Raw genomic sequence first — 24,874 nt, forward strand, 5'->3', positions numbered from 1 at the left:
GGTCACAGCCTCAAGCATCGAAACAGCTGCGCGAGCGCGGTGTTGGCGGATTGCGCGCGCCGTTCGACGATTTCAGCCGCAGCGGCGTAGTTGCGCGCCAGGATCTGGAGCGCGCGGCGGGCATCCGGCAGCGTGGATTGCTCCGCCATCTCCAGGCACTGATGCTCGAAATATCTGAGCTCCTCAAGTTCGGTCATTCGCGAATCGTCCGATCGGGTCCTGCATTTTCGAACTCAGTGCGCCAGCGCCCTAGTGAAAGTTTGGCAAGTTTGTTGCGGGGGACGCGCAATCTGGTCGGAGTGTTTCTGGACGCATGATTTGATGATCACCGCTCCGTGACCGATGCGAGGGTGAGCCGCGCGGATCGACAAGCGCGTGCAATCGTCACACAATGCGGCGGGCTCGCTTGGCGCGCCTCGGAACACACGCGGTTGGTGCGGTATCGAATTGGCTTTGTTGGACCGATGAGGAAACGCGATTGGGCTTTCGTGGCGGCCTGTGTGGCAGGCGCGCTGCTGTTCGGCGTCTGGAGTTTCCAGATGGGTATCGCGTTTCATCGATCCCAGCACGGCGCGACCGACCTCTCCAGTTCGCACCGGCGGAGCCAGGACAGCGCGTCCGCGCACGGCCCGGCCCGGCCGAAGGCGGATGACGGCGATCAGCAGGCCGGGCAGCCGCGATAGGCGCCGCGATCGCGTTCGTCGCCGCCACATCGCGTCGGACTAGGCCCAAGCCAGGCCTGCCATGCCGGCGGCGCCATCGTCATCTGTCTTCGCATGCGTGAGCCGCCTGCGGCGCGTGCTGTCCTTGGCGCGACGGTGACGAACGCCAAACCTGTGCAGCGCCATCGGCACATGCTGCATCACGCCGCGGACGAGACCGATGGCCTGTCTGACGACCGCCACAACCGTCGCAACCCGGGTAAAGAAGCCGATCAGGAAGATCATCGAGAAGATGTCGATATAGGCCAACACATCGCCGACCAGCATCAGCTCGGGAGGAAGCGGAATCCGGTGCCAATAGGCGCCGATCACGATCGCAACCGGGATCAGCGCGATCAGCTTCCGCAACGTCAGCCGATCGAGCAAGGCGGCGAGCTCAACGACCAGGATCTGCCACAGCCAATCGCCAAGCGCGGCCGGCTTGTCGATCGTCCAAGACTGCCACAAACGCTGCCACATCGCCGCTCCGCCTCCCCTTGCGCGCAATACCGGCGCGCTACGGCTTCGACGACGCCTCGCCGCCGCGGCCCTCGTCTGCGGCGCCCTGCGCATCAGCCGGGTCGGCCGATGGAAAGATGCGCTCATAATTCGCACGCGCCTCGCGGATCAGACGCGCACGCTCGCGTTCGGACTTCGAGATGAACCTGATGATCTCGCCCATATTCGCTCCAAGGCAGAAATGATGATCCGACCATCAGCTATGCAACCATCGTGCCCGACGGTCGCTTGGCCCGATCCCCTCGCGCCGCTCAGCGGAACGCCCGCGGCGCCATCCGCTGCTGGCTGAAGGCAACGCGCGGATTGATGCCGCAATAGGCGTCGCGGCCCGACGCGGATGCCTGGCACTGCTGATAGGTCTGGTAGCCGCAATAGCCGGGATATCCCTCCTGCCGGCCCTGAATGCACCAGGGATACTCGTAGGGATCGGCCGCCGCAGGCGACGCGGAACCGACAATCCAGCTCGTTCCGAGCGCCGCGAACGCCAGAATTGCCCAATTCGTCCTGCGCATGATCGTGTTTCCTTGCTCCATCGGCTCCCAGCCGCTGATCTAGGTACGCCGGCAGGATCTGCGAGGTTTCCGGCCACCGCCTCAAGAAGCTGTGACGATGGTACAAAGCCCGGTCGCGGCACGGTGAGGACCGGCCGACCGCTCATCGGCTCGCGCGGCCTCCAAACCCGCCGGCCCGCCGCCCCCTAGGCCCCCCAACGCACGTAGTTAACCGGCGCCTAATCGGAGATCCGCGGTTGAAATGTCCGATTTAAGCGCGCTGCAAGGCGGCTGCCCTAGTCTCCCGCGCGGCTCAATGGACGACGACACCCGGAGAGGCTCGTCGCACGGGGGATAATCATGCGCAGCGCGCTCATTGCTTCAATGATCCTGTCACTTGCGGCCGGAGCGGCCGTTGCCGGACCACGAACGTCGGGGGCGTCCGAGGCGGCACCAAGCAGCGTCGAGAAATATCGCGGCTACGTCTTTGATCTCTCCGAGAACGCCGACCGCAAGGACGTTACCAGCATCGCCGACATGGTCCGCCGCCAGCTCGACGTCGTGGAAACCGCAGGCTTCAGCCCGAAGGTGTTGCAGTTCTTCCATCGCGTGCCGATCGTTGCGAGCGAGATGGCGTGTCTCGACGAAGGCGCGGCAGCGGCCTGCTATGGCTTAACGCCGCCGGAATGGGACCGCGGCACGACGCGCGACGTCACCATCTGGGATCACGACAAGCAGCAATGGACCAATTCGGATCCGCTCGCGCTTGCGCTCGATTCCGGCATCGGCATCATCAGGATGCGTCCGAACATGATGCGTTACGCGAAGGAGCCGGTGCTGCTGCACGAATTCCTTCATGCCTATCACGCCCGGCTGATGCCGAACGGCTTTGAGAACAAGGGCATCAAGGGCTTCCTCAGCCAGGCGAAGTCGAAGGAGCTGTTCGCCAAGGAGGCCTATGCGCTGAAGAACCAGCAGGAGTTCTTCGCGGTGACGGCGAGCATCTTCCTGGCCGGCAAGGATTCCGAGCACGAACCCTATACGCGCGCCACGCTGAAGGAGAAGATGCCGGACTACTACAAGTTCCTCGTCGGCCTGTTCGGCGCCGATCCCGAGGAAACCGGCGTCACGCCGGTCGCATCGGCCAACTGAGCCCGGTATCCCACAAAAAAACGAGGCCCGGTGTGCCTAGGAGACCGGGCCTCGTTTCTGATGTCCCCCGCCTCGTGGCGGATCAGGTCTTGTCGTTACGCGACCTTGTCCGCGCGATCCATCCCGGATGATTACGGGGTCAGGCGTGCGCCGGCCTCACTTGCTGTAGCTGTAGAACCCCTGCCCGGTCTTGCGGCCGAGATGACCGGCGTCGACCATCTCCTTCAGCAGCGGCGCCGGCCGGTACTTGGGGTCGTTGAAGCCAGTATAGAACACCTCCATCACCGACAGCATCGTGTCGAGCCCGATCAGATCGGCGAGCGCGAGCGGGCCGATCGGATGGTTGCAGCCGAGCTTCATGCCGGCATCGATCTCCTCGGCGGTGGCAATGCCTTCCTGCAGCGCGAAGATCGCCTCGTTGATCATCGGGCACAGGATGCGGTTCACCGCAAAGCCGGGGCTGTTCTTCGCCGTGATCGCCACCTTGCCGACTCGCTTGGCGAACGCTTCGGCCTTGGCGACGGTGTCGTCCGAGGTCTGCAGGCCCCGGATCAATTCGAGCAGCGCCATCACCGGCACCGGATTGAAGAAATGCATCCCGATGAAGCGGTCGGGACGATCGGTCGAGGCCGCAAGGCGGGTGATCGAGATCGACGAGGTGTTGGTTGCGACCAGCGCGCTCGGCTTCAGCCCCGCACAGAGATCCTTCAGGATCTTGACCTTCAGCTCCTCGTTCTCAGTCGCGGCTTCGATCACGAGATCGCAGGCGGCGAGCTTGGCCTTGTCCGTGGTCGCATTGATGCGCCCGAGCGTCGCGTCGCGATCGGCCGCGGTCATCTTCTCCTTGGCGACCAGCCGATCGAGACTGCTCCCAACCGTCTTCAGGCCGCGCTGCACCGCCGCGTCGGAGATATCAACCATGGTCACGCCGAGGCCTGCTGCCGCGCAGACCTGCGCGATGCCGTTGCCCATGGTCCCGGCGCCGATAATGCCAACCGTCTCAATCATCGCGTTCGTCCCTCGTCGCTTGCGCGGCCGCGCGGCCGCATCGTCAAAAACGGCGGACCGGAGGGGTCCGCGGATGGCGCATGAATAGCAGTCCGGCCGCACGGCCGATACAGCGGAAGCCGGTATTCCGGTGAGGTCTATTCCGGGCGCGGCGGGACAGGCCGCCGTGGCGGAACGGCCGACCGCGGTGGCAACTGGGTGCGCGGTGGTTCGGCCGCGCGCGACGGTTCGAGCACGCGGTTAAGTCGGACGATCCACCAGGCCAGCCGCCCGTAGCTGCGGCGCAGCGCCGATCCAAATCTCTCGTCGATGTCCTGGTCACGATCCATACCCCTATCATTAACGTGCATCCTTGAAGGAACGGTGAGCGCCATCACGTGCTGCACCGGCAATCGTTAGGAAGCTGGCAACTATTTCGCGCAAGCCTCGGTTGACGGCATGGGCGCCGTAATCTCCCGGATTGCGTGCGGGAGACCTTGCGCCGCAGCATCGTCATGCCGGTGCGACTCGCATTTTGTTGATCGAATTTTCCGCGGCGCGCCGCGACACAAGGACATTAGACGACGAGGGCTACGCCCATGCTTGCTGAAAAATTCTTTTTGGTGCTCGAGACATTGCTCAACGGCCAGACCCATTCCGACGGAAGCCCCCGCGTGGTGAGCACCGCGCCCCACATCCCGGTCGAGCTTCCGCGCGAAGGCCAGCCGAAACGCAGCCCCCGCTAGGCCGCTTGCCGGCGGCAGGTGGTCGCCAAGGCCGAGCTGCAGTCGCCGCGGCCACGTTGCTGCGGAATGCTGATCGCGACGTTTGCCTTCCGCCAGTTGGCCCGTCGTGACGCACGAAGCCATTTGGCCGGAGTGGCCCCTCCGCTCGTGATCCAGCTCATAGTTGGTGAAGCCGAGCCACGCTACACCGCTCCCGCAACGACGTGGTGCCGCCGTGGACGACAAGACCGACAGCAAGATCGATTTCGGAAGCGTCGCCGTCGCAATCTGCGTCGCCGCCTACATCGCGATCATGCTGGCCTATCTCGCCCAATACGATCTCGGCCTGACCGCCGCGCAGACGCGTCATCTCTCGATGCTCGCAGCGCTGTTCCTCGCGCTGCCGGTCGCGCTGGATTTGCTGCGCACCGGGCCCAGCGACGCTCGCTGACGCGGACACGAACACGCCTGCAGCCTTCGATCTCCCCTGCCGCAAACGCGCCTGCGCAACATTGCGCTAGGTGAAGCGACGCGAATCAGCGTTACTTTGCAACTGATCGCTTCGTGGGATTTGGCGGCATGACCCAGCCCGACGTGTTTGATCAGAAGGTTCTGGATCAGAACATTCGCGAACTGCAGGAATGGCTGCGCAAGGCCTGGCAGCAACTCGCGGACCCCTCGCTCACCGCCTTCTCCCGCCGCGAATTGCGCAACCAGATGAAGCAATGCAACGCCGATTTGCGCGTGCAACTGCAAGCCGCCTCCAAACGAATGCTGATGCAGCCCGCCTCATCGGGCCGGAGGTTCGCCAAACCGGCGCTACGGATCCTCGCCTAGGGCATGATGCCAGCGCGCGCCAAAATGCCGCGATCTCGTGCTTGCATGCTGGCCATACGCACCCTCTGCTTGTGCAAGAACGCCCGACAAGGCACAGCAAAACCGCTCCGGTATGCCTATATTGGGCGTCATGTAGCGGCCCACGCCGCCAATGTTTAGGGACTCCCGTGTTATATCTGGAACTTGCGATCGTGGCGGTCTTGATCGTCGTCAACGGTCTGTTGTCGATGTCGGAGCTCGCGATCGTTTCCTCGCGCCCCGCGCGCCTTGCGGCGCTGGTCGAACGAGGCGTCAGCGGTTCGCGCCGCGCACTTGCACTGGCCTCCGATCCCGGCAAGTTCCTCTCCACGGTGCAGATCGGCATCACGCTGATCGGCGTGCTGTCGGGCGCCTTCTCCGGCGCAACGCTTGGTCAGCGTCTGACGCAATGGCTGCTTGAGCTCGGCGTGTCCGCAAGCATCGCCGACGCGGTCGGCGTCGGCCTCGTCGTCGGCGTGATCACCTATGCCTCGCTGATCGTCGGCGAGCTGGTGCCGAAGCAGATCGCCTTGCGCGATCCCGAGTCGATCGCGGTCAAGGTCGCTCCGGCCATGACCATGATGGCGCGGCTGTCGCTGCCGCTGGTGTGGCTGCTCGACCGTTCCGGCAAGCTGCTGCTGTGGGTGCTCGGCCATCGCGAGGATGCACAGGACCGCGTCAGCGAGGACGAGATCAAGACGCTGGTGGTGGAGGCCGAGAACGCCGGTGTGCTCGAGCCCGGCGAAAAGGAGATGATCGCCGGCGTGATGCGGCTCGGCGATCTGCCGGTCGGCGCCGTGATGACGCCGCGCCACGAGGTCAGCCTGATCGACCTCGCCGCCCCCGCGGCCGAGATCCTGGCGACGCTGCAAAAGAGCAGTCACTCGCGCTGCGTGGTGTTCGACGGCAACCGCGATCATGCGCTCGGTATCGTGCAGGCCAAGGACGTGCTCGATGTCTACCTCGCGGGCCAGACGCCCGACATCCGCGCGCTCACGCGCGATGCGCCGATCATTCCGGAGACCGTCGACGCCCGCGACGTGGTCGCGATCCTGCGCGACTCCAGAGTGCATATCGGCCTCGTCCACGACGAGTACGGCACCTTCCAGGGCGTCGTCACCAGCGCCGACATCCTCGAGGCCATCGTCGGCGCCTTCCACACCGAGGAAGGCCCGGCCGAACCTGCCTATGTCCGGCGCGCCGACGGCTCCTATCTGATCTCCGGCTGGATGCCGGCGCTGGAATTCAGCGAGCTGCTCGGCATCACGCTGCCATCGCCGCGGCCCTACCAGACCGCGGCCGGCTTCCTGCTGCATGAATTCGGCGCGATCCCCGATGTCGGCGCGAAAACCGCCGCGCAGGGCTGGGAATTCGAGATCGTCGACCTCGACGGCCGGCGCATCGACAAGGTTTTGGCCAGCAAGCAGCCGGCGGCCTGACATTTGCCACCCGGCCGTCCTGTTGATAAGCGGCAAGACAGCGAAACAGGCCGCCGCGGTGTGCTATCGGCATAGCGGCGGCCCGAGCAATCCCCGAGTAAACCCCACGGAATAGATCCCCATGCGCATTACCCTTGTCGGTTCCCGCCATTTCGGCGTGACGACCCTGAACATGCTGCGCGAACACCACGTCACGCTGGTCAGGGTGGTCGTCCATGACGGCGAGGACCGGCTGGCGGCAGCGGCCAGGGCGGCCGGCATCGAAGTCGTTGTCCAGGCTGATCCCAAGCTGGTGACGGCCGCCGAGATCGCGCCGGACACCGACCTGATCGTGACCGCCCACAGCCATGCCCGGGTCAGCAGGGAGGCGCTTGCCGCGTCCAGGCTCGGCGGCATCGGATACCACCCGTCGCTGCTGCCGCGCCACCGCGGCATCGCCGCGGTGGAGTGGACCATCAAGGAAGGCGATCCGATCGCCGGCGGCAGCATCTATCACCTTGCCGACCGCATGGACGCCGGCGCGATCGCCGCGCAGGACTGGGTGTTCGTCAAGAAAGGCGAAACCGCCCGCGAGCTGTGGGAGCGCGCGCTGGCGCCGCTCGGTCTGCGTCTGCTCGCCCAGGTCATCGACTATGGCAAGGTCAACGGCTCGCTGCCGGCCAAGGTCCAGGATGAGCAGTTCGCGACCAAGGCGCCGAATCTGAGCCCCGGCAAGCACTAACCCGAGCTAGAGTATATGAATACCTCGTTCGAAAAAGCCATGCTCGGATTTTCCGTTCCTGATCCGGAACCGAATTCACCATGATGTGTTTGGGTTCACAGGAACATTTGGGGCTCCCGCGACGCAGCAAATTTTGAACACATTGTGACAGGATAAGCCGCGTCATCACACGAAATTACAGGGATTTGATTCATGCGTTCGATCCGCATTCGCGACCTGATTTTGGTCACTTCGGTCGCTTCGGCTGCCGCCCTCACCGCTGCTCCCGTGTCCGCTCAGCAGCCTTATGACGGGCTTTGGAACGTCACCGTCGTCACCAAGACCGGCAGCTGCGAACCTTCGCAGAGCTCGACCGTGACCGTCGTTGAAGGAAAGATCTCGGCACAGGGCGCGGCGATCTCCGGCACCGTCGGCAGCGGGGGACTTGTGCGAGTCTCGATCAATGGTGCATATGCGAACGGACAACTCAGTGGCAACTCCGGATCGGGGAAGTGGAATGGGGCATCAGCTGGCGTACCCTGCAGCGGCCGATGGGAAGCATCCCGTCAGTAAGATCACCAGCCTATCAAGTTTCTTTGCCATCGCGCGGCGGCCAGCATTTGCAGCCGCCGCGTTTTTCGTGACCGCACTCGCAAGCACCACGGGCCATGCCCAGTCCGGCCCGTTCACCGGCATGGCGGGCACCTGGTCGGGCGCCGGCTCGGTCACGCTGGACGACGGCTCCAGCGAGCGCATCCGCTGCCGGGCGACGTATCACGTCGGCGGGCCCCGGATGACCATGAGCCTCACCTGCGCCAGCGACGCCTACAAGTTCAACCTGGCGGCCGATGTGCAGGCCGAAGGCAGCGTGGTCAGCGGCAATTGGAGCGAGTCCAGCCGCAATGTCAGCGGCTCGTTGCAGGGTCGCGGCGGCGGCGGCAACTTCCAGGTCGTTGCCAGCGCTCCCGGCTTCAATGCCGATATCTCAATGCGCACCAGCGGCAACAAGCAGGCGGTCACGATCAGGGCTGACAGCCAGTTCCGCGGCGCCAGCATCACGCTGTCGAAGTAATCGATCCGCGCTCCAACGTGGAAAGCCCTCGGGTCATCCCCGAGGGCTTTTTGTTTGGCTGAGCGGCAATTCCTCGCGCACGCGCCAGCGGTGCTATGCCGCAGGCACGAATGCCGTGACCTCGATCTCTACCTTGGCGCGCTGATCGACCAGCCCGCCGATATAGAGCAGCGTCGACGGCGGGAAATTGCGCCCGAGCGTCTCCTTCCACGCCGCGCCAATACCGGCGCCCGCGGCCTCATATTCGCTGCGGCTGGTCAGGTACCAGGTCAGGCGGACGATGTGCTCGGGGCCGGCACCGGCTTCGTTCAACAGCTTGATGATGCGCTTCAACGCGGTGCCGACCTGGGCGGCCATCTCGGGCGCGTAGTCGCCCTTCTCGTCGCCGCCGGTCTGCCCCGCCAGCACGATCCACTTGCCGGGCGCGTCGAACGCGACACCGTGCGAGAAGCCGCGGGGTTTCGACCATTCGGCCGGTTGCAAGACGCGCATGAGCAGATCCTCCTTTTTGGCGTTCGTCATTCCGGGATGGCTCGCAGAGCCAGACCCGGAATCTCGAGATCCCGGGTTCGCCCGTTTCACGTGCGCCCCGGGATGACAGCATCGTCGATGCTGCTTAGCAGAGATAGCGTGGGTGACGCATCACCGCGCAGGCGGAATTGCGCGTTGCAAATTCATGGCAGCTCGCCGATACCGGGCACCCCTCCTCCGCCGTTCCCCGTCATGGATCGCACGCCCTCAAAGACCCGCGCAGCATTGTGGATGTCCGGCTGGCTCGCGCTGATGCTGATCGTGGCGGTGGCCGGCCGCGAGGCGACGCGCGAGGTCAACGTCTTCCAGCTGATGGCCGTGCGCGGAGTGCTCGGCTTTGCGATGCTCTATCCGCTGATCCACATGAATGGCGGGTTTGCGATCGTGAAGACGGCACGGGTGCACGTCCATATCGTGCGCAACCAGATCCATTTCTGCGCGCAGCTCGGCTGGTTCTTTGCGCTGACATTGATCCCGATCGGCCAGGTGGTCGCGATCGAGTTCACGATGCCGATCTGGACCGCGATCCTTGCGGCGAGCTTTCTCGGCGAGCGGATGACGCGGTGGAAGATCGTCGCGATGGTGCTTGGCCTGGTCGGCGTGTTCGTGATCGTGCGGCCGGCGGCCGGCGCGATCAATCCGGGCCAGCTGATCGCGCTCGCCGCGGCGGTCGGCTTCGGCATCTCGGTCGCCGTGGTCAAGTCGCTGACGCGGACCGAGCAGACGCTGACGATCATGTTCTGGATGCTGGTGGTGCAATCGCTCGCGAGCATCGGGCCCGCGCTCTATGTCTGGACCTGGCCGCCGCTCTCGACCTGGGGCTGGCTCGCCGTGATCGCGTTCTGCGGCACGTTCTCGCACTATTGCATGGCACGCGCCCTGCTCCACGCCGACGCCACTGTCGTGATCCCGATGGATTTCGTCCGCGTGCCGCTGACGGCGATCGCCGGTTGGCTGATCTATGCCGAAAGGCTCGATGTTTACACGGTGCTCGGCGCGGCCATGATCCTGGCCGGCAACCTCATGAACCTGAAACCGACCGCAAGGAAGCCGGCGCGCGCGAGGTGACGCTCGCGTCGCGCCGCAGCCAGCGCGGCCGCGCCCGCCAGCCAAAGCCCGGGGATCGTCCCGGGCCTCCCGGTTTCGAAAGTGTGTTACTTTCCGGCGGCCTTGCGCAGCGCCGCGTTGATGCGGTCCTGCCAGCCGGGGCCGCCCTCCTGGAAATACTCCAGCACGTCCTGATCGATCCGCAGCGTGACCTGCTCGCGGACGCCGGGGACAGCGACGGTCTTTGGCACCGCGTCCGCGACCTTGGTGGTGGCGCGCTTGAACGCCGCCTCGGCTTCGCTGCGGGCATCGCTCAGGGTTCGCGGTCGCCTCGGCTGGTCAGCCATATGCTGGATTCCTGTGTCTCAGATTCCTTCAAACAGTACCGTAGAGAGATAGCGCTCCGAGAATGACGGCACAATCGCCAGAATGGTTTTGCCGGCCGCTTCCGGCCGCTTGCCGATCTGCAAGGCGGCAGCGATCGCGGCACCCGACGAGATACCGCCGGGGATGCCTTCGTTGCGCGCCAGCTCGCGCGCGGTCTCGATCGCGGTCGCGCTGTTGACCTTGACGATCTCGTCGATCACGGAGCGGTCGAGGATGTCAGGGATGAAGCCCGCGCCGATGCCCTGGATCTTGTGCGGCGTATGCTGGCCGCCCGACAGCACCGGGCTCTCTTCCGGCTCCACCGCGACGACACGCAATGATGGCCTGCGCGGCTTAAGCACCTGGCCAACGCCCGTGATGGTGCCGCCGGTGCCAACACCGGCGACGAAGTAATCGATGTTGCCGCCGGTGTCGTTCCAGATCTCCTCGGCGGTGGTGCGGCGATGGATCTCGGGATTGGCGAGGTTCTTGAACTGCTGCGGCATGACAGCGTTGGGCGTCGTGCGCACCAATTCCTCCGCGGTCGCGATCGAGCCCTTCATGCCCTGCGCGGCCGGGGTCAGCACAATCTCCGCGCCGAGAAAGGCCAGCATCCGCCGCCGCTCGATCGACATCGATTCCGGCATGACGAGCTTGAGCCGATAGCCGCGCGAGGCCGCGACATAGGCAAGCGCAATCCCGGTGTTGCCCGAGGTCGGCTCGATCAGCACGGTGTCGGCGTTGATGATGCCGGCCTTCTCCATCGCCACGATCATCGCCGCGCCGATGCGGTCTTTCACGCTGGCTGCCGGATTGAAGTATTCCAGCTTGGCGAGGATCGTCGCGTTGACGCCAGCCGCCTGCGGCAATCTGCGCAGCCGAACGATCGGCGTAGAGCCGATCGCATCGACGATGGAGTCAAAGACGCGGCCGCGTCCGGGTTGCACTGCACTCGTTGTCGACGGCGCGTCCATCAAACGGCTCCTGTAGCGGATGTGCTGGGAATATGCGGTCTTGTCTCATTAGAAGCAGCGCACCATGGCACGCAAGTGAGAAACCGCCGCAACGCGAATTCGTTGCATCGCAAAATAGAACCTGCGCAAATAACGTAAAACCTACGCATTTGTGTTGCGACAAGGTCAAACAAATGGGTTTATATACTTTCGTCAGGTGCAGCTCAGAACGCAAAGGAGGTCACATGCCAGCTCTCGCTGAAGTTCTGTCGACCACAGCGTCCAGGCCCGATCCGCGCGGCTGCGATTTGCCGACCTGTCCGGTGTGTGCGGACTCCATGGTGGCGGCGGAAGCCTCCGCGTACCTGTTCGACAATTTGATCAGCTATCTCTGGACCTGCGACAACTGCGGTTACGGGTTCGTTACCAAGCATGCGGTCAAACCGATCGTGTGCAACTGATCACACAGCTCATCTTGGAGCGATGTCACCGCGCGCCCAACCGGCGCGCGTTTTCGTTCTGAAGTCCTCGAACGTGCCGCTCGCCACCGCATCGCGGATGCCCTGCATCAGCTGCTGGTAATAGGCGACGTTGATCTCGGACAGCAGCATTGCCCCAAGTGTTTCGCCCGATCGCACCAGGTGATGCAGATAGGCCCGCGAATAGCCGCTCGCCGCCGGCCACGGGCTCTCTTCATCGAGCGGGCGCGGATCGTCGACGTGCCGGGCGTTGCGCAAATTGATCTGCCCGAAGCGGGTGAACGCCATGCCGTGGCGTCCGTTCCGTGTCGGCATCACACAGTCGAACATGTCGACGCCGCGCGCCACCGCCTCGAGTATGTCCTCCGGCGTGCCGACGCCCATCAGATAACGCGGCCGATCGACCGGGAGCGCCGGCACGGTCTCCTCGATCATCGCCAGCATCACCGCCTGCGGCTCGCCGACCGCGAGGCCCCCGATCGCATAACCGTGAAAGCCGATGTCGATCAGCCCGCGCGCGCTGGCGTGCCGCAGATCCGGGACGTCGCCGCCCTGTACGATGCCGAACAGCATGTAGCCGTCCGGCGCCGCCTCGAACGCGCGCTTGGAGCGTTCGGCCCAGCGCAGCGACAACTGCATCGCGCGCTCGATGTCGGCGCGCTCCGCCGGCAACCGCACGCATTCGTCCATCTGCATCGCGATGTCGGAGCCGAGCAGCCGCTGCACCTCGATCGAGCGCTCCGGCGACAGCTCGACCTTGGTGCCGTCGATATGCGAGCGGAAGGTCACGGCCTTCTCGGTCACCTTGCGCAGCTCCGACAGCGACATCACCTGGAAGCCGCCGGAATCCGTCAACATCGGGCCGCCCCAGCCGGTGAAGCGCTGCAGGCCGCCAAGCCCCGCAATGCGCTCGGCGCCCGGGCGCAGCATCAGGTGATAGGTGTTGCCGAGCACGATATCGGCGCCGGCATCGCGCACCTCGCGCCAATGCATGCCCTTCATCGCGCCCGCGGTGCCGACCGGCATAAAGGCGGGCGTCCGCACGAGGCCGTGCGGCGTCGTCAGGCGCCCGGTGCGGGCGGCGCCGTCGGTTGCCAGCAGCTCGAAATGATTGGGAAGATTCATGCGGCTGCTTATTGCGTGTCGCCGGTGCCCGATCAACCCATCGGATAACGGCCCTCGCGCGACTTCGTGAACACCGACAACCGGCCGGACGCTTGCCTTGCATCATCAGTCCCGTTAAACAAAACGAAACAGTGTCGTTTTATGACGACAATATGGCAACCGGCTTCCCGCAGCGACGTCGATCCGCGGACGTGACTGGCAGAGATGGTCTTACCCCCTAGCGTCCGGCGCGCCGGCGCCGGTCTTCGGATGACGGCTGCCCGCGCGATCCGGCAAGCGATCCTGCTGTGCGGCCTCGCCTTGGCGCTTTCGGCCTGCAGCTCGTTGCCGCGGATGCCCTACACGGCCGCCGACGCCGCCAATTCCCGCGTGCTCGACCTCGATGGGCTGCGCCGCTATGCCGACGAGCCGGCGTCAAAATTCAAGCTCGAGAAGCGCAGCGTCGCCCCGATCACGAGCTACCTCGCCCTCTCCGGCGGCGGTGCCGACGGCGCCTATGGCGTGGGCGTCCTCAACGGCTGGACCGCGGCCGGCAACCGCCCGGCCTTTTCGGTCGTCTCCGGCGTCAGCACCGGCGGACTGATTGCGCCCTTTGCCTTCCTTGGCCCGCGCTACGACGACACGCTGAAGGAGGTCTACACCTCGGGCATCGCGGAAAGCCTGCTGCAGGATGCGAGCCTGATGCGGGTGCTGTTCGGCTCCGGCCTGTTCGGCAACAAGCGGCTGCGCGAACTGGTGGCGCGCTACGTCGGCCCGGAGATCCTGAGCGAGGTGGCGCGCGAAAACGCCAAGGGCCGAAAGCTCCTGATCGTCACCACCGATCTCGACACCCAGCGCACAGTGATCTGGGACATGGGGCGAATCGCCGCCGTCGGAACGCCCGAGGCGCTGCAGCTGTTTCGCGACGTGATGGCCGCCTCCGCCAGCATCCCGCTGGTGTTTCCGCCGATCATGATCGACGCCGAAGGCCAGGGCCGCCGCTTCCAGGAGATGCATGTCGACGGCGGCGTGACCGCGCCGGTGCTGACATTGCCGGATGCGCTGCTGTTCCGCGAGCGCGGCTGGCCCGCCAACAGCCGCATGAACATCTACATCCTCGTCAACAAGAAGCTCGAGGGCAACTTCGAGCTGGTGTCGAACTCGACGATCGACGTCGCTTCCCGCAGCATTTCCGCGATCACGCAGGCGCAGACGCGCTCGGTCATCCTCTCGACCTATGACTTCGCCCGGCGCAACCGGCTGGGTTTCCATCTGTCCTACATCGAGCGCGACTATCCGGCACCGGAAACGCAGGGCTTCGACACCGCCTATATGCGCGCGCTGTACCAGTACGGATACGACAAGGCCGCCACCGGGCAGGCCTGGACCGTGACGCCGCCGTAAGCGGCCCGCTCCCGGTACCGCCGAATGGACGAATCCGCACGGCGCGGGTTATAGACCGGACAGACCCGTCCGACGCACAATGAGATGAATGGGCAAATGGGATTGACGGCAACCAAGGCCAAGGCGGCCAAGCGCGGCGTGATCAAGTCACGCGGCGGCCGGCCGACGCGGGACGCCGCGATCGAGCGCGACCAGCGGCTGATCGAGGTTGCTACCCGCCTGTTCCTCGAGCGCGGCTTCGATGCGACGTCGATCGACGCGGTGGCCGAGGCCGCCCGCGTCAGCAAGCCCACCGTCTACGGTCAGTATGGCGACAAGCGCGGCCTGTTCGCCGCGGTGCTCCGCCGCGAGATCGCCCGCTGGCTTGCCCCGCTCGCCGCCGCGGCGGCCGAAGCGCAGGCCGGCGGCAACTGCGACGGTTCGGTCGAGGAACGGCTGACCGAGCTCGGACGCCAGCTATTGGTGCTGAATTGCAGCGCCGACTCCATCGCCTTCAGCCGGATCCTGACCGCGCAGGCAATCAATTTCCCCGAGGTGGCCAAGCTGGCCGTCGACGAGGGCTGGTCGAAAGCGGTGTCCACCACGGCGGATTTCTTCGACCACCTGGTCGATAAAGGCGTTCTCGACCTCGAGGACACCACGATCGCCGCCGAGACATTTCTCAACATGGTGGTCGGCCACACCCACCGGATGGCGACATTCGGAATTCCGATCGACATGAAGAGCGCCGAGACCCGGATGGAAGTCTCGATCCGGCTGTTTCTCGCCGGCGCCGTCGGGCCGCAGGACCGGCTTCGCGATGCGGCCAAAGAAGCGATCAAGGAAACGACGAAAGCGCGCCGCCGCCCGGCCCGCTGACAGTTTTAGGATCGTTGCATCGCCTCACACGTTGTCGTGATGAGCCTTGAAGGAAACAGAACGAAACCGTATTGTTTAGTTGCAATGAGACGCGAAACCCAAGTTCAGCCCCCCAACGGTTTCGTGTCGCCTTGTAACTTCGATCGTCACGACGGAGCTGCCGCCATCGCTCCGTCTGAACGTTCGGCGGCCGACCTCTGACTAACAAAGGTCGGCCGCACTTTCTCGGCCCGGGCGGCGGTTCGACGCGACGGATGCGACCATGACGACGGGACGATTACACGCACTGCGGCATTGGGCATTCGGCACGCGGCTGCTGGTAACCGCGCTCATTGCCCTGCCCTTCGCGACGCCGGCGCACGCGATCACGCGCTCAACGGCCGCAGCGCTTACCCCACAGGACAACGACACCGCGCTCGACGCGCACACGGTTCGCCGCGAGCTCGACAGCTTCCAGGCGGCCCAGATCTCGCTGCGCAAGGCGATGGCGATTGCGGAGGCGCTGCATTCCGGTTCGATCACCGCCGACATCAGCTTCGACGGCGCGTCGGAGCCTGCGGTCTACCGGGTCAAGACCATGCAGCAGGACCGCATCTGGCGGCACGCCATCGACGCGGCGACCGGCGAAGTGGTGGGCGGCGAAGCCGCCGCGCCGCTGAAGTCGCTCGGCGCCGAAGACCGTGACAACCTCGTCGTGCTCAAGGCGCTCCGGCATCGCCTCGCCGACGCCGTGCGGGTGGCCGAGCACACGACCTCCGGCAAGGCGATCAGCGGCGGCTTGATGCGCGAACGCGGCAAGCTCAATTTCGTCATCGTCGTGCTCGCCGGCAGCGATCTGAAAGAGGTGATCCTCGAACCGCCCGGCGCGCGCAGGCGCTGAGGCCGGCGCGGGGCTTGCCGAGCTCTACCTTGCCAAGTTTTCGCCCAAAAGCCGTTGACGGACGCCGATCTGTCCCGCATAAGTCCGCTCCATGATCACCGCGACCAAACGCACCAGCAAAACCACCAAGCCCTCCGGGGCCTCGGGAGGCGTGCGCGCGTAGTCGGTCGAACCGCATCATCTCTGCCCGAAGCCCCGCCTGATGAAGGTCCGGGGCTTTTTTGTTGCCTGAAATACAACTCGAATGGAGGACAAAGTGAGTAACGATCCCGTCGTCGCGATTGTCGGCGTCACCGGTGCCGTCGGCGCCGAATTCATCGCCACCATGGACAAGCGCGGCTTCCGTGTCGGCAAGCTGAAGGCGCTGGCGAGCGCCCGCTCGGCCGGCAAGACCATCAGCTTCCGCGGCAAGCCGATCGTGATCGAGGAACTGACCGAGCGCGCCTTCGAGGGCGTCGACATCGCGCTGTTCTCGGCCGGCAGCGGCATCTCCAGGAAGTTCGCGCCGCTTGCGGTGAAGTCCGGCGCCGTCGTGGTCGACAATTCCTCGGCGTTCCGGATGGATCCGAACGTGCCGCTGGTGATCCCCGAGATCAACGCCAACCGCATCCGCGACCACAAGGGCATCATCGCCAACCCGAACTGCGCCGCCATCACCGCGCTGGTGCCGCTGTGGCCGATCCACCAGAAGAACCGCATCAAGCGCGTGATCATCTCGACCTACCAGGCCGCGAGCGGCGCCGGCGCAGCCGCGATGGAGGAGCTCGTCGAGTCCACCCGCGCCAATCTCAACGGGCAGGTCTACACCCCGAAGGTGATGCCGCACCCCTACGCCTTCAACCTGTTCAACCACAACACCGCTGTCGATCCGGAGACCGGCTACAACGACGAGGAGACCAAGGTCATCAAGGAGACCCACAAGATCTTCGAGGACGAGAAGATCGCGGTCGGCGTTACCTGCGTGCGGGTGCCGGTGCTGCGCGCACATTGCGAGTCGATCACCTTCGAATGCGAGAAGCCGATCACCGAGGACCAGGTGCGCGCGATGATGGCGCAGGCGCCGGGCGTCAAGGTCGTCGACGATCGCGCCAAGAACTACTTCCCGATGCCGATCGACGCCTCCGGCCAGGACGACGTGCTGGTCGGCCGCATCCGCAAGGATCTCAGCGACCCCAGCGGTCACTCGATCTCGATGTTCGTCGCGGCCGATCAGCTGCTCAAGGGCGCCGCCCTCAACGCGGTGCAGATCGCCGAGCTGCTGCCCGAACGCGCGATGGCGTGAATGCAAGAACCGTCATCCCCGCGCAATGGCGCAGCCATTGTCGCTGGAGGAGCCCGCGCGGCGGGCGTCTCGAAGGATGCATCGGCCCCAGTCGGGCCGTCGCCCTTCGAGGGCCGCTGAAGAAGCGGCCGCCTCCAGCGACAACGGCAAAGCCGTTGCGCGGGGGTGACGGTGAAGCAGCCGTGCTTGCGGAGCTAGCCTCGCGCGCGAAACAGCAAACACGCATCGCCATACGAATAGAACCGGTAGCCGTCCCTGATCGCATGCGCGTAGGCGCCCTGCATCGTCTCGAGGCCGGAGAAGGCCGAGACCAGCATGAACAGCGTCGAGCGCGGCAGATGGAAGTTGGTCAGCAAAATATCGACCGCGCGGAAGCGGTAGCCCGGCGTGATGAAGATCGAGGTTTCCGCCGCAAACGGCTCGATGGTGCCGTCGGCATTGGCGGCGCTTTCCAACAGGCGCAGCGACGTGGTGCCGATCGCGACGATCCGGCCGCCTTTTGCGCGCGCGGCATTCAAGGCGGAAGCGGTCTCGGCGGTGATGCAGCCCCACTCGGCATGCATCTTGTGCTCCGAGGTCTCCTCGGTCTTCACCGGCAGGAAGGTCCCTGCCCCGACATGCAGCGTCAGGCGGTGCAGCTCGACACCGCGGCTCTTCAGCGCGGCCTCCAGGGCCGGCGTGAAATGCAGCCCCGCCGTGGGCGCTGCGACCGCGCCCTCATTGGCGGCGAACATGGTCTGGTAGTCGCTGACGTCCTTCTCGTCAGGCGTGCGCTTGGAAGCGATGTAGGGTGGCAGCGGCGTGGCGCCGACATCGGCGATCGCCTGGTCGAGCACCGGACCATGGAACGAGAATGACAGCGTCACCTCGCCCTCCAGCCCCTTGGCCTCGACCTCTGCATCGAGATTGCCGAGCAGGCAGACCCTGCCCTCATTGCCGAAGCGGATGGTGTCGCCCGGGCTGAGCTTCTTCGCCGGCTTCACCAGCGCCTGCCAGCGCGAGCCGTCGAGCCGCTTGATCAAGGTCGCCTCGATCTTCGGCTCGGTGTCGCGTCCGATGCGGCGACCCTTGAGTTGCGCCGCGATCACCTTGGTGTCGTTGACGACGACCTGATCACCCGGCTCCAGCCACTGCGGCAGGTCGGCGATCGCGGCGTCGCGCAGCACGCCGTCCGGATGCACCACCAGCATCCGCGCGGCATCGCGCGGGCTCGCGGGGCGAAGCGCGATGCTTTCGGGGGGCAGTTCGAAGTCGAAGAGATCGGTGCGCATGGCGGTGACTAATACTTCAGCGCCGTCATTCCGGGGCACGCGAAGCGTGAACCCGGAATCTCGAGATTCCGGGTTCGATGCTGCGCATCGCCCCGGAATGACGGAGTGTTTGACTTACGCCGCGTCGACGGCCATGCGCGCCTTGACGATCTTGTCCGGATCCTTCACCGGCTCGCCGCGCTTGATCTTGTCGACGTTCTCCATGCCCTCGGTGACCTTGCCCCAGACGGTGTACTGGCCGTTGAGGAACGAGGCGTCGTCGAAGCAGATGAAGAACTGGCTGTCGCCGGAATCCGGATTGGCGGCGCGGGCCATCGAGGCGGTGCCGCGGACATGCGGCTCCTTGTTGAATTCGGCCTTCAGCTTCTTGCCGGAGCCGCCCATGCCGGTGCCCTGCGGGCAGCCGGTCTGCGCCATGAAGCCGTCGATCACGCGGTGGAACACGATGCCGTCGTAGAAGCCCTCGCGCACCAGCTCCTTGATCCGCGCGACGTGGCCGGGCGCGAGATCCGGGCGCATCTCGATCGTGACCGGGCCCTGCGTGGTTTCGAGGATCAGAGTATTTTCGGTAGCAGCCATGCTCGCTTCTCCTGGCTTCGGGGTGGATACTTCTTATTCCTGAACGGGATCGCGAATGGGCGGCCGGCGACTGCGCCGCCCAGGCTCTCGGTAAATGGCAACGGCGTGCAGCGTTGCAACGTCTCCATCACCGCGATCCGGTATGCAATCCGGTCGTTGTCGGTCGCCTCCTGCGATTCATAGCTGATCCTGGGATGCCCGAGGATCGCGCCCTCGCGGTTGAAGCTGACAATGACGGTGATGTCGATCGGGCCGGCCTTGTCTGCCGGCGGCGGCCGCCAGCAGCGGTGGATGGCAAGAACAACGTCCTTGATCGTATTGAGTTGCTCCGGCTCGGCCTGCACGGGTGCGGCCAGCGTCAGGCAAACCAGCGGCGCGGCGAACCAGGCGAGTGGTTTGCAGCGCGCCGCCATGCGGATCACTTGATGTCGGATGCGACCTGCACCTTCACCATCTTGTCGGGATCGGTGACGGCTCCGCCAGGAGAGCCCGCAGACGCCTTCTTCAGCTTGTCGACCACGTCCATGCCCTGCACCACCTCGCCGATCACGGTGTACTGGCCGTTTAGGCTCGATCCGTCGGCGAACATGATGAAGAACTGCGAATTGGCGCTGTCGACGCTGTCGCCGCGACGGGCCATGCCGACGATGCCGCGCTTGAACGGGACCTGGGAGAATTCCTGCTTCAGGTTCGGATATTTCGAGCCGCCGGTGCCGTTGAAGTTCTGGCCGTCGCCGGTCTGCGCCATGAAGCCGTCCATTACGCGATGGAACGGCACGTTGTTGTAGAAGCCCTCGCGCGCCAGCTGCTTGATGCGCTCGGCATGCTTGGGCGCGATATCGGTGCGCAGCTTGATGACGATGCGGCCCTTGGTGGTGTCGATCACGATCGCATCGGCCTTGTCGAGATTGGCCGGCAGCGGCTGCGCGACCGCGGGCACGACGCAGAGCAGCGCAGCAACGAATGCAAGAATGCGGATCATGGCAACTCCGGAGCTTTAACGTTGGGGTGTGGCAGGCCGCCGGGATCAGCCGGCGAACTTGGCCTTCAGGCTAGCTGCGACTGATGACGGCACGAATGAAGAGAAGTCGCCGCCCATCTGGGCGATTTGGCGCACCAGTGTGGCGGTGATCGGGCGGACCGCAACCGACGCCGGAACGAACACGGTATGCACCTCGGGCGCCATGGCCTCGTTCATGCCGGCAAGCTGCATCTCGTAATCGAGATCGGTGCCGTCGCGCAGGCCGCGAATCATCAGCGTGGCCTTGGCCGCGCGGGCCGCCGCGACCGTGAGATTATCATAGGTCGCGCTCTCGAAGGCGCAGCCTGCCTGCTGGGCGATGGGGCCGAACACCTCATGGACCATGGCCAGCCGTTCCTCGGTGGAAAACAGCGGCTTCTTGCCGGGATGGACGCCAATAGCGACGATCAGGCGGTCGCAGAGGAAGACGGCCTGTTTCACCACGTCCAGATGGCCGTTGGTGACGGGATCGAAGGAGCCGGGATAGATCGCGATACGGGACATGGTCCCTCCTAACCCGCCCGGCTCTCCCCGGCAAGCCGCCCGGGTTCCATTGCTTGCTCGAAACAAATTTCCAGTCGTCCAGTGAACGAGTCCTGGGATGCCAGCGTCTACGGGGGTGAATGTTTCGTCGGCCGTTGGCGGACGAAACAAAACCGGCCCGCGACGAAACCATTTCCCGCGGTGGCGAAGACACCAGGAAACTTGCGGCCGGTAGACGTTGGACAACGAAACGACGGGCCCGGGCGGCCCGATCAACTGGGGACCGTCATGATCAAGGCACTTTCCGCCATCGCTGTTGCCGCGTTCATTGCCGCCGCGCTCACCGTGCTGCCGGGCTTTGCGCCGCAGGTCGAAGCCTCCACGCCGCAGCCGCTGGCCAAGAGCGACCGTCTCGACGTCCATCCCGTCGGCAAGGACTGCTCGCAGCAGGCCTGGCCGAATTTCGAGGCCGCGTGCCTGCGCAGCGCCGGCAACAAGACGTCGGTTCGTGAAGCCCGCCTGGTCACCGCCGACCGCACCCCGTAGCGCGTATTCAAGCGAAGTCAGTCGTCAGCCTGACGTAAGGTCAAGCCGTCACACAAAACCCAATGGTAATTTGCGACGTCCCGTCGCAGACTATCGTCTAAGGCGCCCGGCCGGATGACCCGGCGGGCGCAGCCATCGGGGGATCGCCGTGACGAGTACGCCCGCCATCGTTTCTTCTGGCCACCCCCCGACCAGTCCGATCCCGGTTGCCGTCACGCTCGGTGCCCTGGGCGTCGTCTATGGCGACATCGGCACCAGCCCCCTCTACGCCCTGAAGGAAGCCGCCAAGGCCGCCACCCATGGCGGTCCGCTCACCGAGAGCGCGGTGCTCGGCGTGGTCTCGCTGATCCTGTGGGCGCTGATCCTCATCATCTCGATCAAATACGCGATGCTGATCCTGCGCGCCGACAACCGCGGCGAAGGCGGCATCGTCGCGCTCTTGGCGCTGCTCTCGGCGCGCAACGCGGCGCCCGGCACCTGGCGCGGCCATCTTCTGGTGGTCGGCCTGATCGGCGCCGCCCTGCTCTACGGCGACGGCGCCATCACGCCGGCCATTTCGGTGCTGTCGGCGATCGAGGGCCTCAAGGTCGACGCGCCCTCGCTGACTCCTGCGGTGGTGCCGATCACCGTCGTGATCCTGATCGGCCTGTTCATGATGCAGAAGCGGGGCACCGGCTTCATCGGGAGGATCTTCGGTCCGGTGATGCTGTTCTGGTTCGCCGTGCTGGCAGCCCTCGGCATTCACGGCATCGTCAAGGCGCCCGGCGTGCTGGTTGCGCTGAGCCCGCTCTATGCATTCGATTTCCTGATCCATCAGGATTTCCACGTCAGCTTCGCCATCCTTGGCGCCGCCTTCCTCGCGGTGACCGGCGGTGAGGCGATGTATGCCGACATGGGGCATTTCGGCCGTTTTCCGATCCGGCTCGCCTGGTTCGCCGTCTGCCTGCCCGCTTTGGTGCTGAACTATTTCGGCCAGGCCGCGCTGTTGATCACCGACCCGACCGCGATCGAAAATCCGTTCTTCCAGTTGTCGCCGGACTGGTCGCATTACCCGCTCGTCCTGCTCGCGACGATCGCCACCGTGATTGCCTCGCAGGCCATCATCTCGGGTGTGTTCTCGCTGACCCAGCAATCGATCCAGCTCGGCTTCCTGCCGCGCATGCACATCGAGCACACCACGAGCGATGCGATCGGGCAGATCTACGTGCCGCTGGTGAACTGGATGCTTGCGGCGGGGACACTCGGCGCGGTGCTCGCCTTCGGCACCTCGGACGCGCTCGCCGGCGCCTACGGCATCGCAGTGTCGCTGTTGATGGCGATCACCACGCTGCTTGCAGCGCTGGTCGCGATCCAGTGGGGCTATTCGCCGATCATCGTGATCGCGGTGAACGGCTTCTTCTTCATCATCGACGCGATCTTCTTTGCGGCGAACTCGACCAAGCTGTTCGAAGGCGGCTGGTTCCCGCTGCTGCTCGCCGCTGCGGTGGCCTTCCTGATGCTGACTTGGCGCGGCGGCGTGAAACTGGTCGAGACGGCGCGCAGCAAGCTGCGTCAGCCGGAAGAAGATCTGATCGAGACCGCGGTCAACAAGTGCCACAGCCGGCTGCCGGGCACCGCCATATTCCTCGCCTCCGCCCCTAACGGCGTGCCGCTCGCCTTGACCCAGTTCGTCAAGCACAACCACGTGCTGCACCAGCGGGTGCTGCTGGTCACCGTCCAGATCGAGGAATCCCCGCGCATCTCGGACGAGGATCGCGTTGTGGTTCACGACGTCACCCCCGGCATCATCCGCGTCATCCTGCGTTACGGCTTCATGCAATATCCGACCGTTTACGAAGGGCTGAAGCTCGCCTGCCGCCAAGGCAAACTGCCCGGTCTCCGTCTGACCGATGTGACCTACTACATCGGCCGCGAGACCATCATTCCGCGGGAAGACATTCCGGGCATGTGGGTGTGGCGGGAATCGCTGTTCGCCTTCCTCCAGCGCAACGCCGAGCGGTCGGCGGCGTTCTTCGGCGTGCCGACCGGACAGGTCGTGGAGTTCGGGACGGAGATCGAGATTTAATCTCGTCGCCTGCGTAGCCTGGATGAAGCGAAGCGCAATCGGGGACAATCGAAACCGCACCGCAAGCCACCGGATTTGGTTCGCTGCATCCAGGCTACCGCATTTGTAAAATGTCAGATGATCCGCCACTTCAGTTGAAGCCGCGCCTGGCGATTTCAGTCGACCAGGCGCAGGCGATCATCAGCCGCGTCGATCCGCGCGCAACGGTGCGCAACGTGACCGAGCTACGCGGCGGCGAGATCAGCACGATCCTCGAGATCACGCGGGCGGACGCGCCAAGCTGCATCCTCAAGGTCTACCCCGCCCAGCTGCAATGGAAGATGGCGAAGGAGGTTTATGTCCTCGGTCTTCTGCGCGACGCCGGCATTGCCATTCCCCGCATCCTCATAGCCGACGACAGCCGCGCGCTGATCGACTTCAATTTTGTGCTGATGAGCAAGCTCGACGGCGTCGTGCTCGGCAACCGCGAGGCGGCGCTGACGGATCAGGAGCTGCTTTCGATCTACGCCGCCATGGGCACGGCGCTCCGCCATATCAATGGCATCACGCTCGACAGCTTCGGCTATATCGGTCCGCAGGGCGTCTGGACGTCGCACCCGACCAACCGCGCCTACATGTCCGCGCAGTTCGAGCGGAAGCTGACCGAGTTTTGCACGCGTGGCGGGGACGAAGCGCTGGCCGCGCGGCTGCGGTCCAGCATCCTGGCGCGCAGCGTCCTGCTCGACGCAGCCGACACGCCCCGCCTCTGTCACTATGACTTCCACGCCGGCAACGTGCTGGTGACACCGGAGGGGCAGCCGCGTCTCACCGGCATCGTCGATTTCGAGAATGCCACCGCCGGCGATCCGCTGATGGACATCGCCAAGGCGCTCTATTACTTCACGCCGAGGGACTCGCCGAAGCGCGACGGATTGCTCGCGGGCCACGGCACGAGCGAGCGGCCGGACTGGGAGGCCACGATCGCGCTCTACCGGCTGGCCTCGACGCTGGAGCTCTGGTGCTGGTTCGCGCAGATCGGCCGGATGGACGCCCTTCCCGGGCTCACGCGCGAACTGGAAAGCGCCGTCTAGGACCGATCGACATTCATTGCATCCAGATCATTGCGGCAGCGAGATGGATGAAGCCGGTAAAGTTGTCAGATCGCCTGTCATAACGGGTTGCCAAGCGTCGGAAGTGTTTGAGCTGGCAAAAGCAGCGCTCGATGCGGTTGCGCTGTTTGTATGCGTCGGCGTCGTGCGGAATGATGATCCTGCGGGTGCGGTTTGACGGGATCACCGCCGTTGCGCCGATTTCCGCGATGATCGCGCGCAGGGCGTTGCTGTCATAGGCCTTGTCGGCGAGCACGGCATCGCCGCTCTGGCCGT

Annotated in this window: 34 protein-coding genes; 18 read left to right on the forward strand and 16 right to left on the reverse strand. The window is 65.0% G+C overall.

What is annotated here, in order from left to right; genetic code table 11:
• Positions 1-2: 2 nt before the first annotated feature.
• Positions 3-197 (reverse strand): hypothetical protein, encoded by a 195-nt coding sequence (locus J6525_RS25810; protein ID WP_016846119.1) that lies wholly within the window; start codon positions 195-197, stop codon positions 3-5.
• 267 nt (positions 198-464) lie between these two features.
• On the opposite strand from J6525_RS25810, the gene J6525_RS25815 reads away from it, so the two are divergent.
• A complete protein-coding gene (locus J6525_RS25815) occupies positions 465-683 on the forward strand; it encodes a hypothetical protein (RefSeq protein WP_057018485.1) in 219 nt (72 codons plus the stop codon).
• A 39-nt stretch (positions 684-722) separates the two neighbouring features.
• Here J6525_RS25815 and J6525_RS25820 read toward each other — a convergent pair whose 3' ends face one another.
• From J6525_RS25820 to J6525_RS25830, 3 genes are all read right to left on the reverse strand, one after another.
• Positions 723-1,181, reverse strand: coding sequence for a hypothetical protein (locus tag J6525_RS25820; protein WP_225646781.1), 459 nt, complete (start codon positions 1,179-1,181; stop codon positions 723-725).
• Positions 1,182-1,218: 37 nt separating this feature from the next.
• Positions 1,219-1,383 (reverse strand): hypothetical protein, encoded by a 165-nt coding sequence (locus tag J6525_RS25825; RefSeq protein WP_225646782.1) that lies wholly within the window; start codon positions 1,381-1,383, stop codon positions 1,219-1,221.
• A gap of 88 nt (positions 1,384-1,471) precedes the next feature.
• A complete protein-coding gene (locus J6525_RS25830; protein WP_028340725.1) occupies positions 1,472-1,732 on the reverse strand; it encodes a DUF3551 domain-containing protein in 261 nt (86 codons plus the stop codon).
• 339 nt (positions 1,733-2,071) lie between these two features.
• Between J6525_RS25830 and J6525_RS25835 the strand changes: the two genes are divergently transcribed.
• Positions 2,072-2,863, forward strand: coding sequence for a hypothetical protein (locus J6525_RS25835; protein ID WP_225646783.1), 792 nt, complete (start codon positions 2,072-2,074; stop codon positions 2,861-2,863).
• A 156-nt stretch (positions 2,864-3,019) separates the two neighbouring features.
• Here the strand turns inward: J6525_RS25835 and J6525_RS25840 are convergent, their stop codons facing one another.
• Together J6525_RS25840 and J6525_RS25845 are read right to left on the reverse strand one after the other, a co-directional pair.
• Positions 3,020-3,871, reverse strand: coding sequence for a 3-hydroxybutyryl-CoA dehydrogenase (locus tag J6525_RS25840; RefSeq protein WP_076828940.1), 852 nt, complete (start codon positions 3,869-3,871; stop codon positions 3,020-3,022).
• 137 nt (positions 3,872-4,008) lie between these two features.
• Complete coding sequence (locus J6525_RS25845; RefSeq protein ID WP_225646784.1) at positions 4,009-4,200, reverse strand: hypothetical protein; 192 nt, start codon at positions 4,198-4,200, stop codon at positions 4,009-4,011.
• Between the two features lie 249 nt (positions 4,201-4,449).
• Here J6525_RS25845 and J6525_RS25850 point away from each other — a divergent pair, with 249 nt between their 5' ends.
• From J6525_RS25850 to J6525_RS25880, 7 genes are all read left to right on the forward strand, one after another.
• Positions 4,450-4,596, forward strand: coding sequence for a hypothetical protein (locus tag J6525_RS25850; protein ID WP_176936926.1), 147 nt, complete (start codon positions 4,450-4,452; stop codon positions 4,594-4,596).
• 214 nt (positions 4,597-4,810) lie between these two features.
• Positions 4,811-5,026, forward strand: a complete 216-nt coding sequence (locus tag J6525_RS25855; protein ID WP_225646785.1) for a hypothetical protein — start codon at positions 4,811-4,813, stop codon at positions 5,024-5,026.
• Positions 5,027-5,154: 128 nt separating this feature from the next.
• Complete coding sequence (locus J6525_RS25860; protein WP_057018491.1) at positions 5,155-5,412, forward strand: hypothetical protein; 258 nt, start codon at positions 5,155-5,157, stop codon at positions 5,410-5,412.
• Positions 5,413-5,579: 167 nt separating this feature from the next.
• Positions 5,580-6,869 carry a hemolysin family protein gene (locus J6525_RS25865; RefSeq protein ID WP_225646786.1) on the forward strand — a complete coding sequence of 430 codons (1,290 nt, stop codon included), beginning with the start codon at positions 5,580-5,582 and terminating at the stop codon, positions 6,867-6,869.
• 121 nt (positions 6,870-6,990) lie between these two features.
• On the forward strand, positions 6,991-7,590 hold the full coding sequence (locus tag J6525_RS25870; protein ID WP_018271570.1) for a formyltransferase family protein: 600 nt from the start codon (positions 6,991-6,993) through the stop codon (positions 7,588-7,590).
• A 192-nt stretch (positions 7,591-7,782) separates the two neighbouring features.
• Positions 7,783-8,142: a hypothetical protein gene (locus tag J6525_RS25875; RefSeq protein ID WP_225646787.1), complete on the forward strand. Its 360-nt coding sequence runs from the start codon at positions 7,783-7,785 to the stop codon at positions 8,140-8,142.
• Positions 8,087-8,641, forward strand: a complete 555-nt coding sequence (locus tag J6525_RS25880; RefSeq protein ID WP_376708564.1) for a hypothetical protein — start codon at positions 8,087-8,089, stop codon at positions 8,639-8,641. The genes J6525_RS25875 and J6525_RS25880 overlap by 56 nt, the downstream gene beginning before the upstream one ends.
• A 93-nt stretch (positions 8,642-8,734) precedes the next feature.
• Here the strand turns inward: J6525_RS25880 and J6525_RS25885 are convergent, their stop codons facing one another.
• On the reverse strand, positions 8,735-9,133 hold the full coding sequence (locus J6525_RS25885; RefSeq protein WP_092083474.1) for a RidA family protein: 399 nt from the start codon (positions 9,131-9,133) through the stop codon (positions 8,735-8,737).
• A gap of 231 nt (positions 9,134-9,364) precedes the next feature.
• Here J6525_RS25885 and J6525_RS25890 point away from each other — a divergent pair, with 231 nt between their 5' ends.
• Positions 9,365-10,240, forward strand: a complete 876-nt coding sequence (locus J6525_RS25890) for a DMT family transporter (RefSeq protein WP_225646789.1) — start codon at positions 9,365-9,367, stop codon at positions 10,238-10,240.
• A gap of 86 nt (positions 10,241-10,326) precedes the next feature.
• Here J6525_RS25890 and J6525_RS25895 read toward each other — a convergent pair whose 3' ends face one another.
• Together J6525_RS25895 and cysK are read right to left on the reverse strand one after the other, a co-directional pair.
• Positions 10,327-10,566, reverse strand: coding sequence for a BrnA antitoxin family protein (locus J6525_RS25895; protein WP_092083370.1), 240 nt, complete (start codon positions 10,564-10,566; stop codon positions 10,327-10,329).
• A gap of 18 nt (positions 10,567-10,584) precedes the next feature.
• Complete coding sequence (gene cysK, locus J6525_RS25900; RefSeq protein ID WP_092083371.1) at positions 10,585-11,559, reverse strand: cysteine synthase A; 975 nt, start codon at positions 11,557-11,559, stop codon at positions 10,585-10,587.
• Between the two features lie 224 nt (positions 11,560-11,783).
• Between cysK and J6525_RS25905 the strand changes: the two genes are divergently transcribed.
• Positions 11,784-11,999, forward strand: a complete 216-nt coding sequence (locus J6525_RS25905; protein ID WP_028332087.1) for a hypothetical protein — start codon at positions 11,784-11,786, stop codon at positions 11,997-11,999.
• Positions 12,000-12,008: 9 nt separating this feature from the next.
• Here the strand turns inward: J6525_RS25905 and tgt are convergent, their stop codons facing one another.
• Positions 12,009-13,142: a tRNA guanosine(34) transglycosylase Tgt gene (gene tgt / locus J6525_RS25910; RefSeq protein WP_225646790.1), complete on the reverse strand. Its 1,134-nt coding sequence runs from the start codon at positions 13,140-13,142 to the stop codon at positions 12,009-12,011.
• Between the two features lie 249 nt (positions 13,143-13,391).
• Between tgt and J6525_RS25915 the strand changes: the two genes are divergently transcribed.
• The 4 genes from J6525_RS25915 (at position 13,392) to J6525_RS25930 (ending at position 17,545) form a co-directional block, all read left to right on the forward strand.
• A complete protein-coding gene (locus J6525_RS25915) occupies positions 13,392-14,525 on the forward strand; it encodes a patatin-like phospholipase family protein (protein ID WP_225646791.1) in 1,134 nt (377 codons plus the stop codon).
• Positions 14,526-14,621: 96 nt separating this feature from the next.
• Positions 14,622-15,383: a TetR/AcrR family transcriptional regulator gene (locus tag J6525_RS25920; protein ID WP_225646792.1), complete on the forward strand. Its 762-nt coding sequence runs from the start codon at positions 14,622-14,624 to the stop codon at positions 15,381-15,383.
• A gap of 262 nt (positions 15,384-15,645) precedes the next feature.
• A complete protein-coding gene (locus J6525_RS25925; protein WP_225646793.1) occupies positions 15,646-16,263 on the forward strand; it encodes a PepSY domain-containing protein in 618 nt (205 codons plus the stop codon).
• Between the two features lie 244 nt (positions 16,264-16,507).
• Positions 16,508-17,545, forward strand: a complete 1,038-nt coding sequence (locus tag J6525_RS25930) for an aspartate-semialdehyde dehydrogenase (protein ID WP_225646794.1) — start codon at positions 16,508-16,510, stop codon at positions 17,543-17,545.
• A 194-nt stretch (positions 17,546-17,739) separates the two neighbouring features.
• On the opposite strand, the gene queA is transcribed toward J6525_RS25930, so the two are convergent.
• The 5 genes from queA to coaD all read right to left on the reverse strand — a co-directional run bounded on the left by queA (position 17,740) and on the right by coaD (position 20,920).
• Positions 17,740-18,816, reverse strand: coding sequence for a tRNA preQ1(34) S-adenosylmethionine ribosyltransferase-isomerase QueA (gene queA / locus J6525_RS25935; RefSeq protein WP_225646795.1), 1,077 nt, complete (start codon positions 18,814-18,816; stop codon positions 17,740-17,742).
• A gap of 114 nt (positions 18,817-18,930) precedes the next feature.
• Entirely contained in the window at positions 18,931-19,395 is a 465-nt protein-coding gene (locus J6525_RS25940) for a peptidylprolyl isomerase (RefSeq protein ID WP_028340742.1), read from the reverse strand.
• Positions 19,371-19,808, reverse strand: coding sequence for a UCP034077 family protein (locus tag J6525_RS25945; RefSeq protein ID WP_092083378.1), 438 nt, complete (start codon positions 19,806-19,808; stop codon positions 19,371-19,373). Before J6525_RS25945 ends, J6525_RS25940 begins: the two co-directional genes overlap by 25 nt.
• A gap of 5 nt (positions 19,809-19,813) precedes the next feature.
• Positions 19,814-20,377, reverse strand: a complete 564-nt coding sequence (locus tag J6525_RS25950) for a peptidylprolyl isomerase (RefSeq protein ID WP_028340744.1) — start codon at positions 20,375-20,377, stop codon at positions 19,814-19,816.
• 45 nt (positions 20,378-20,422) lie between these two features.
• The gene (gene coaD, locus J6525_RS25955) at positions 20,423-20,920 is read right to left on the reverse strand and encodes a pantetheine-phosphate adenylyltransferase (RefSeq protein ID WP_057018504.1); all 498 of its coding nucleotides are present in this window, start codon (positions 20,918-20,920) and stop codon (positions 20,423-20,425) included.
• Positions 20,921-21,187: 267 nt separating this feature from the next.
• On the opposite strand from coaD, the gene J6525_RS25960 reads away from it, so the two are divergent.
• From J6525_RS25960 to J6525_RS25970, 3 genes are all read left to right on the forward strand, one after another.
• Complete coding sequence (locus J6525_RS25960; protein ID WP_092083379.1) at positions 21,188-21,445, forward strand: hypothetical protein; 258 nt, start codon at positions 21,188-21,190, stop codon at positions 21,443-21,445.
• A gap of 166 nt (positions 21,446-21,611) precedes the next feature.
• Positions 21,612-23,510 (forward strand): potassium transporter Kup, encoded by a 1,899-nt coding sequence (locus tag J6525_RS25965; RefSeq protein ID WP_176936932.1) that lies wholly within the window; start codon positions 21,612-21,614, stop codon positions 23,508-23,510.
• Positions 23,511-23,620: 110 nt separating this feature from the next.
• Positions 23,621-24,580: a phosphotransferase family protein gene (locus J6525_RS25970; RefSeq protein WP_225646796.1), complete on the forward strand. Its 960-nt coding sequence runs from the start codon at positions 23,621-23,623 to the stop codon at positions 24,578-24,580.
• Between the two features lie 13 nt (positions 24,581-24,593).
• On the opposite strand, the gene J6525_RS25975 is transcribed toward J6525_RS25970, so the two are convergent.
• On the reverse strand, positions 24,594-24,874 hold a 281-nt coding region (locus J6525_RS25975), incomplete at its 5' end, for a transposase (protein ID WP_225646797.1).

It is taken from the genome of Bradyrhizobium australafricanum (assembly GCF_020329495.1).
In the GTDB taxonomy this organism is placed as follows: domain Bacteria; phylum Pseudomonadota; class Alphaproteobacteria; order Rhizobiales; family Xanthobacteraceae; genus Bradyrhizobium; species Bradyrhizobium australafricanum.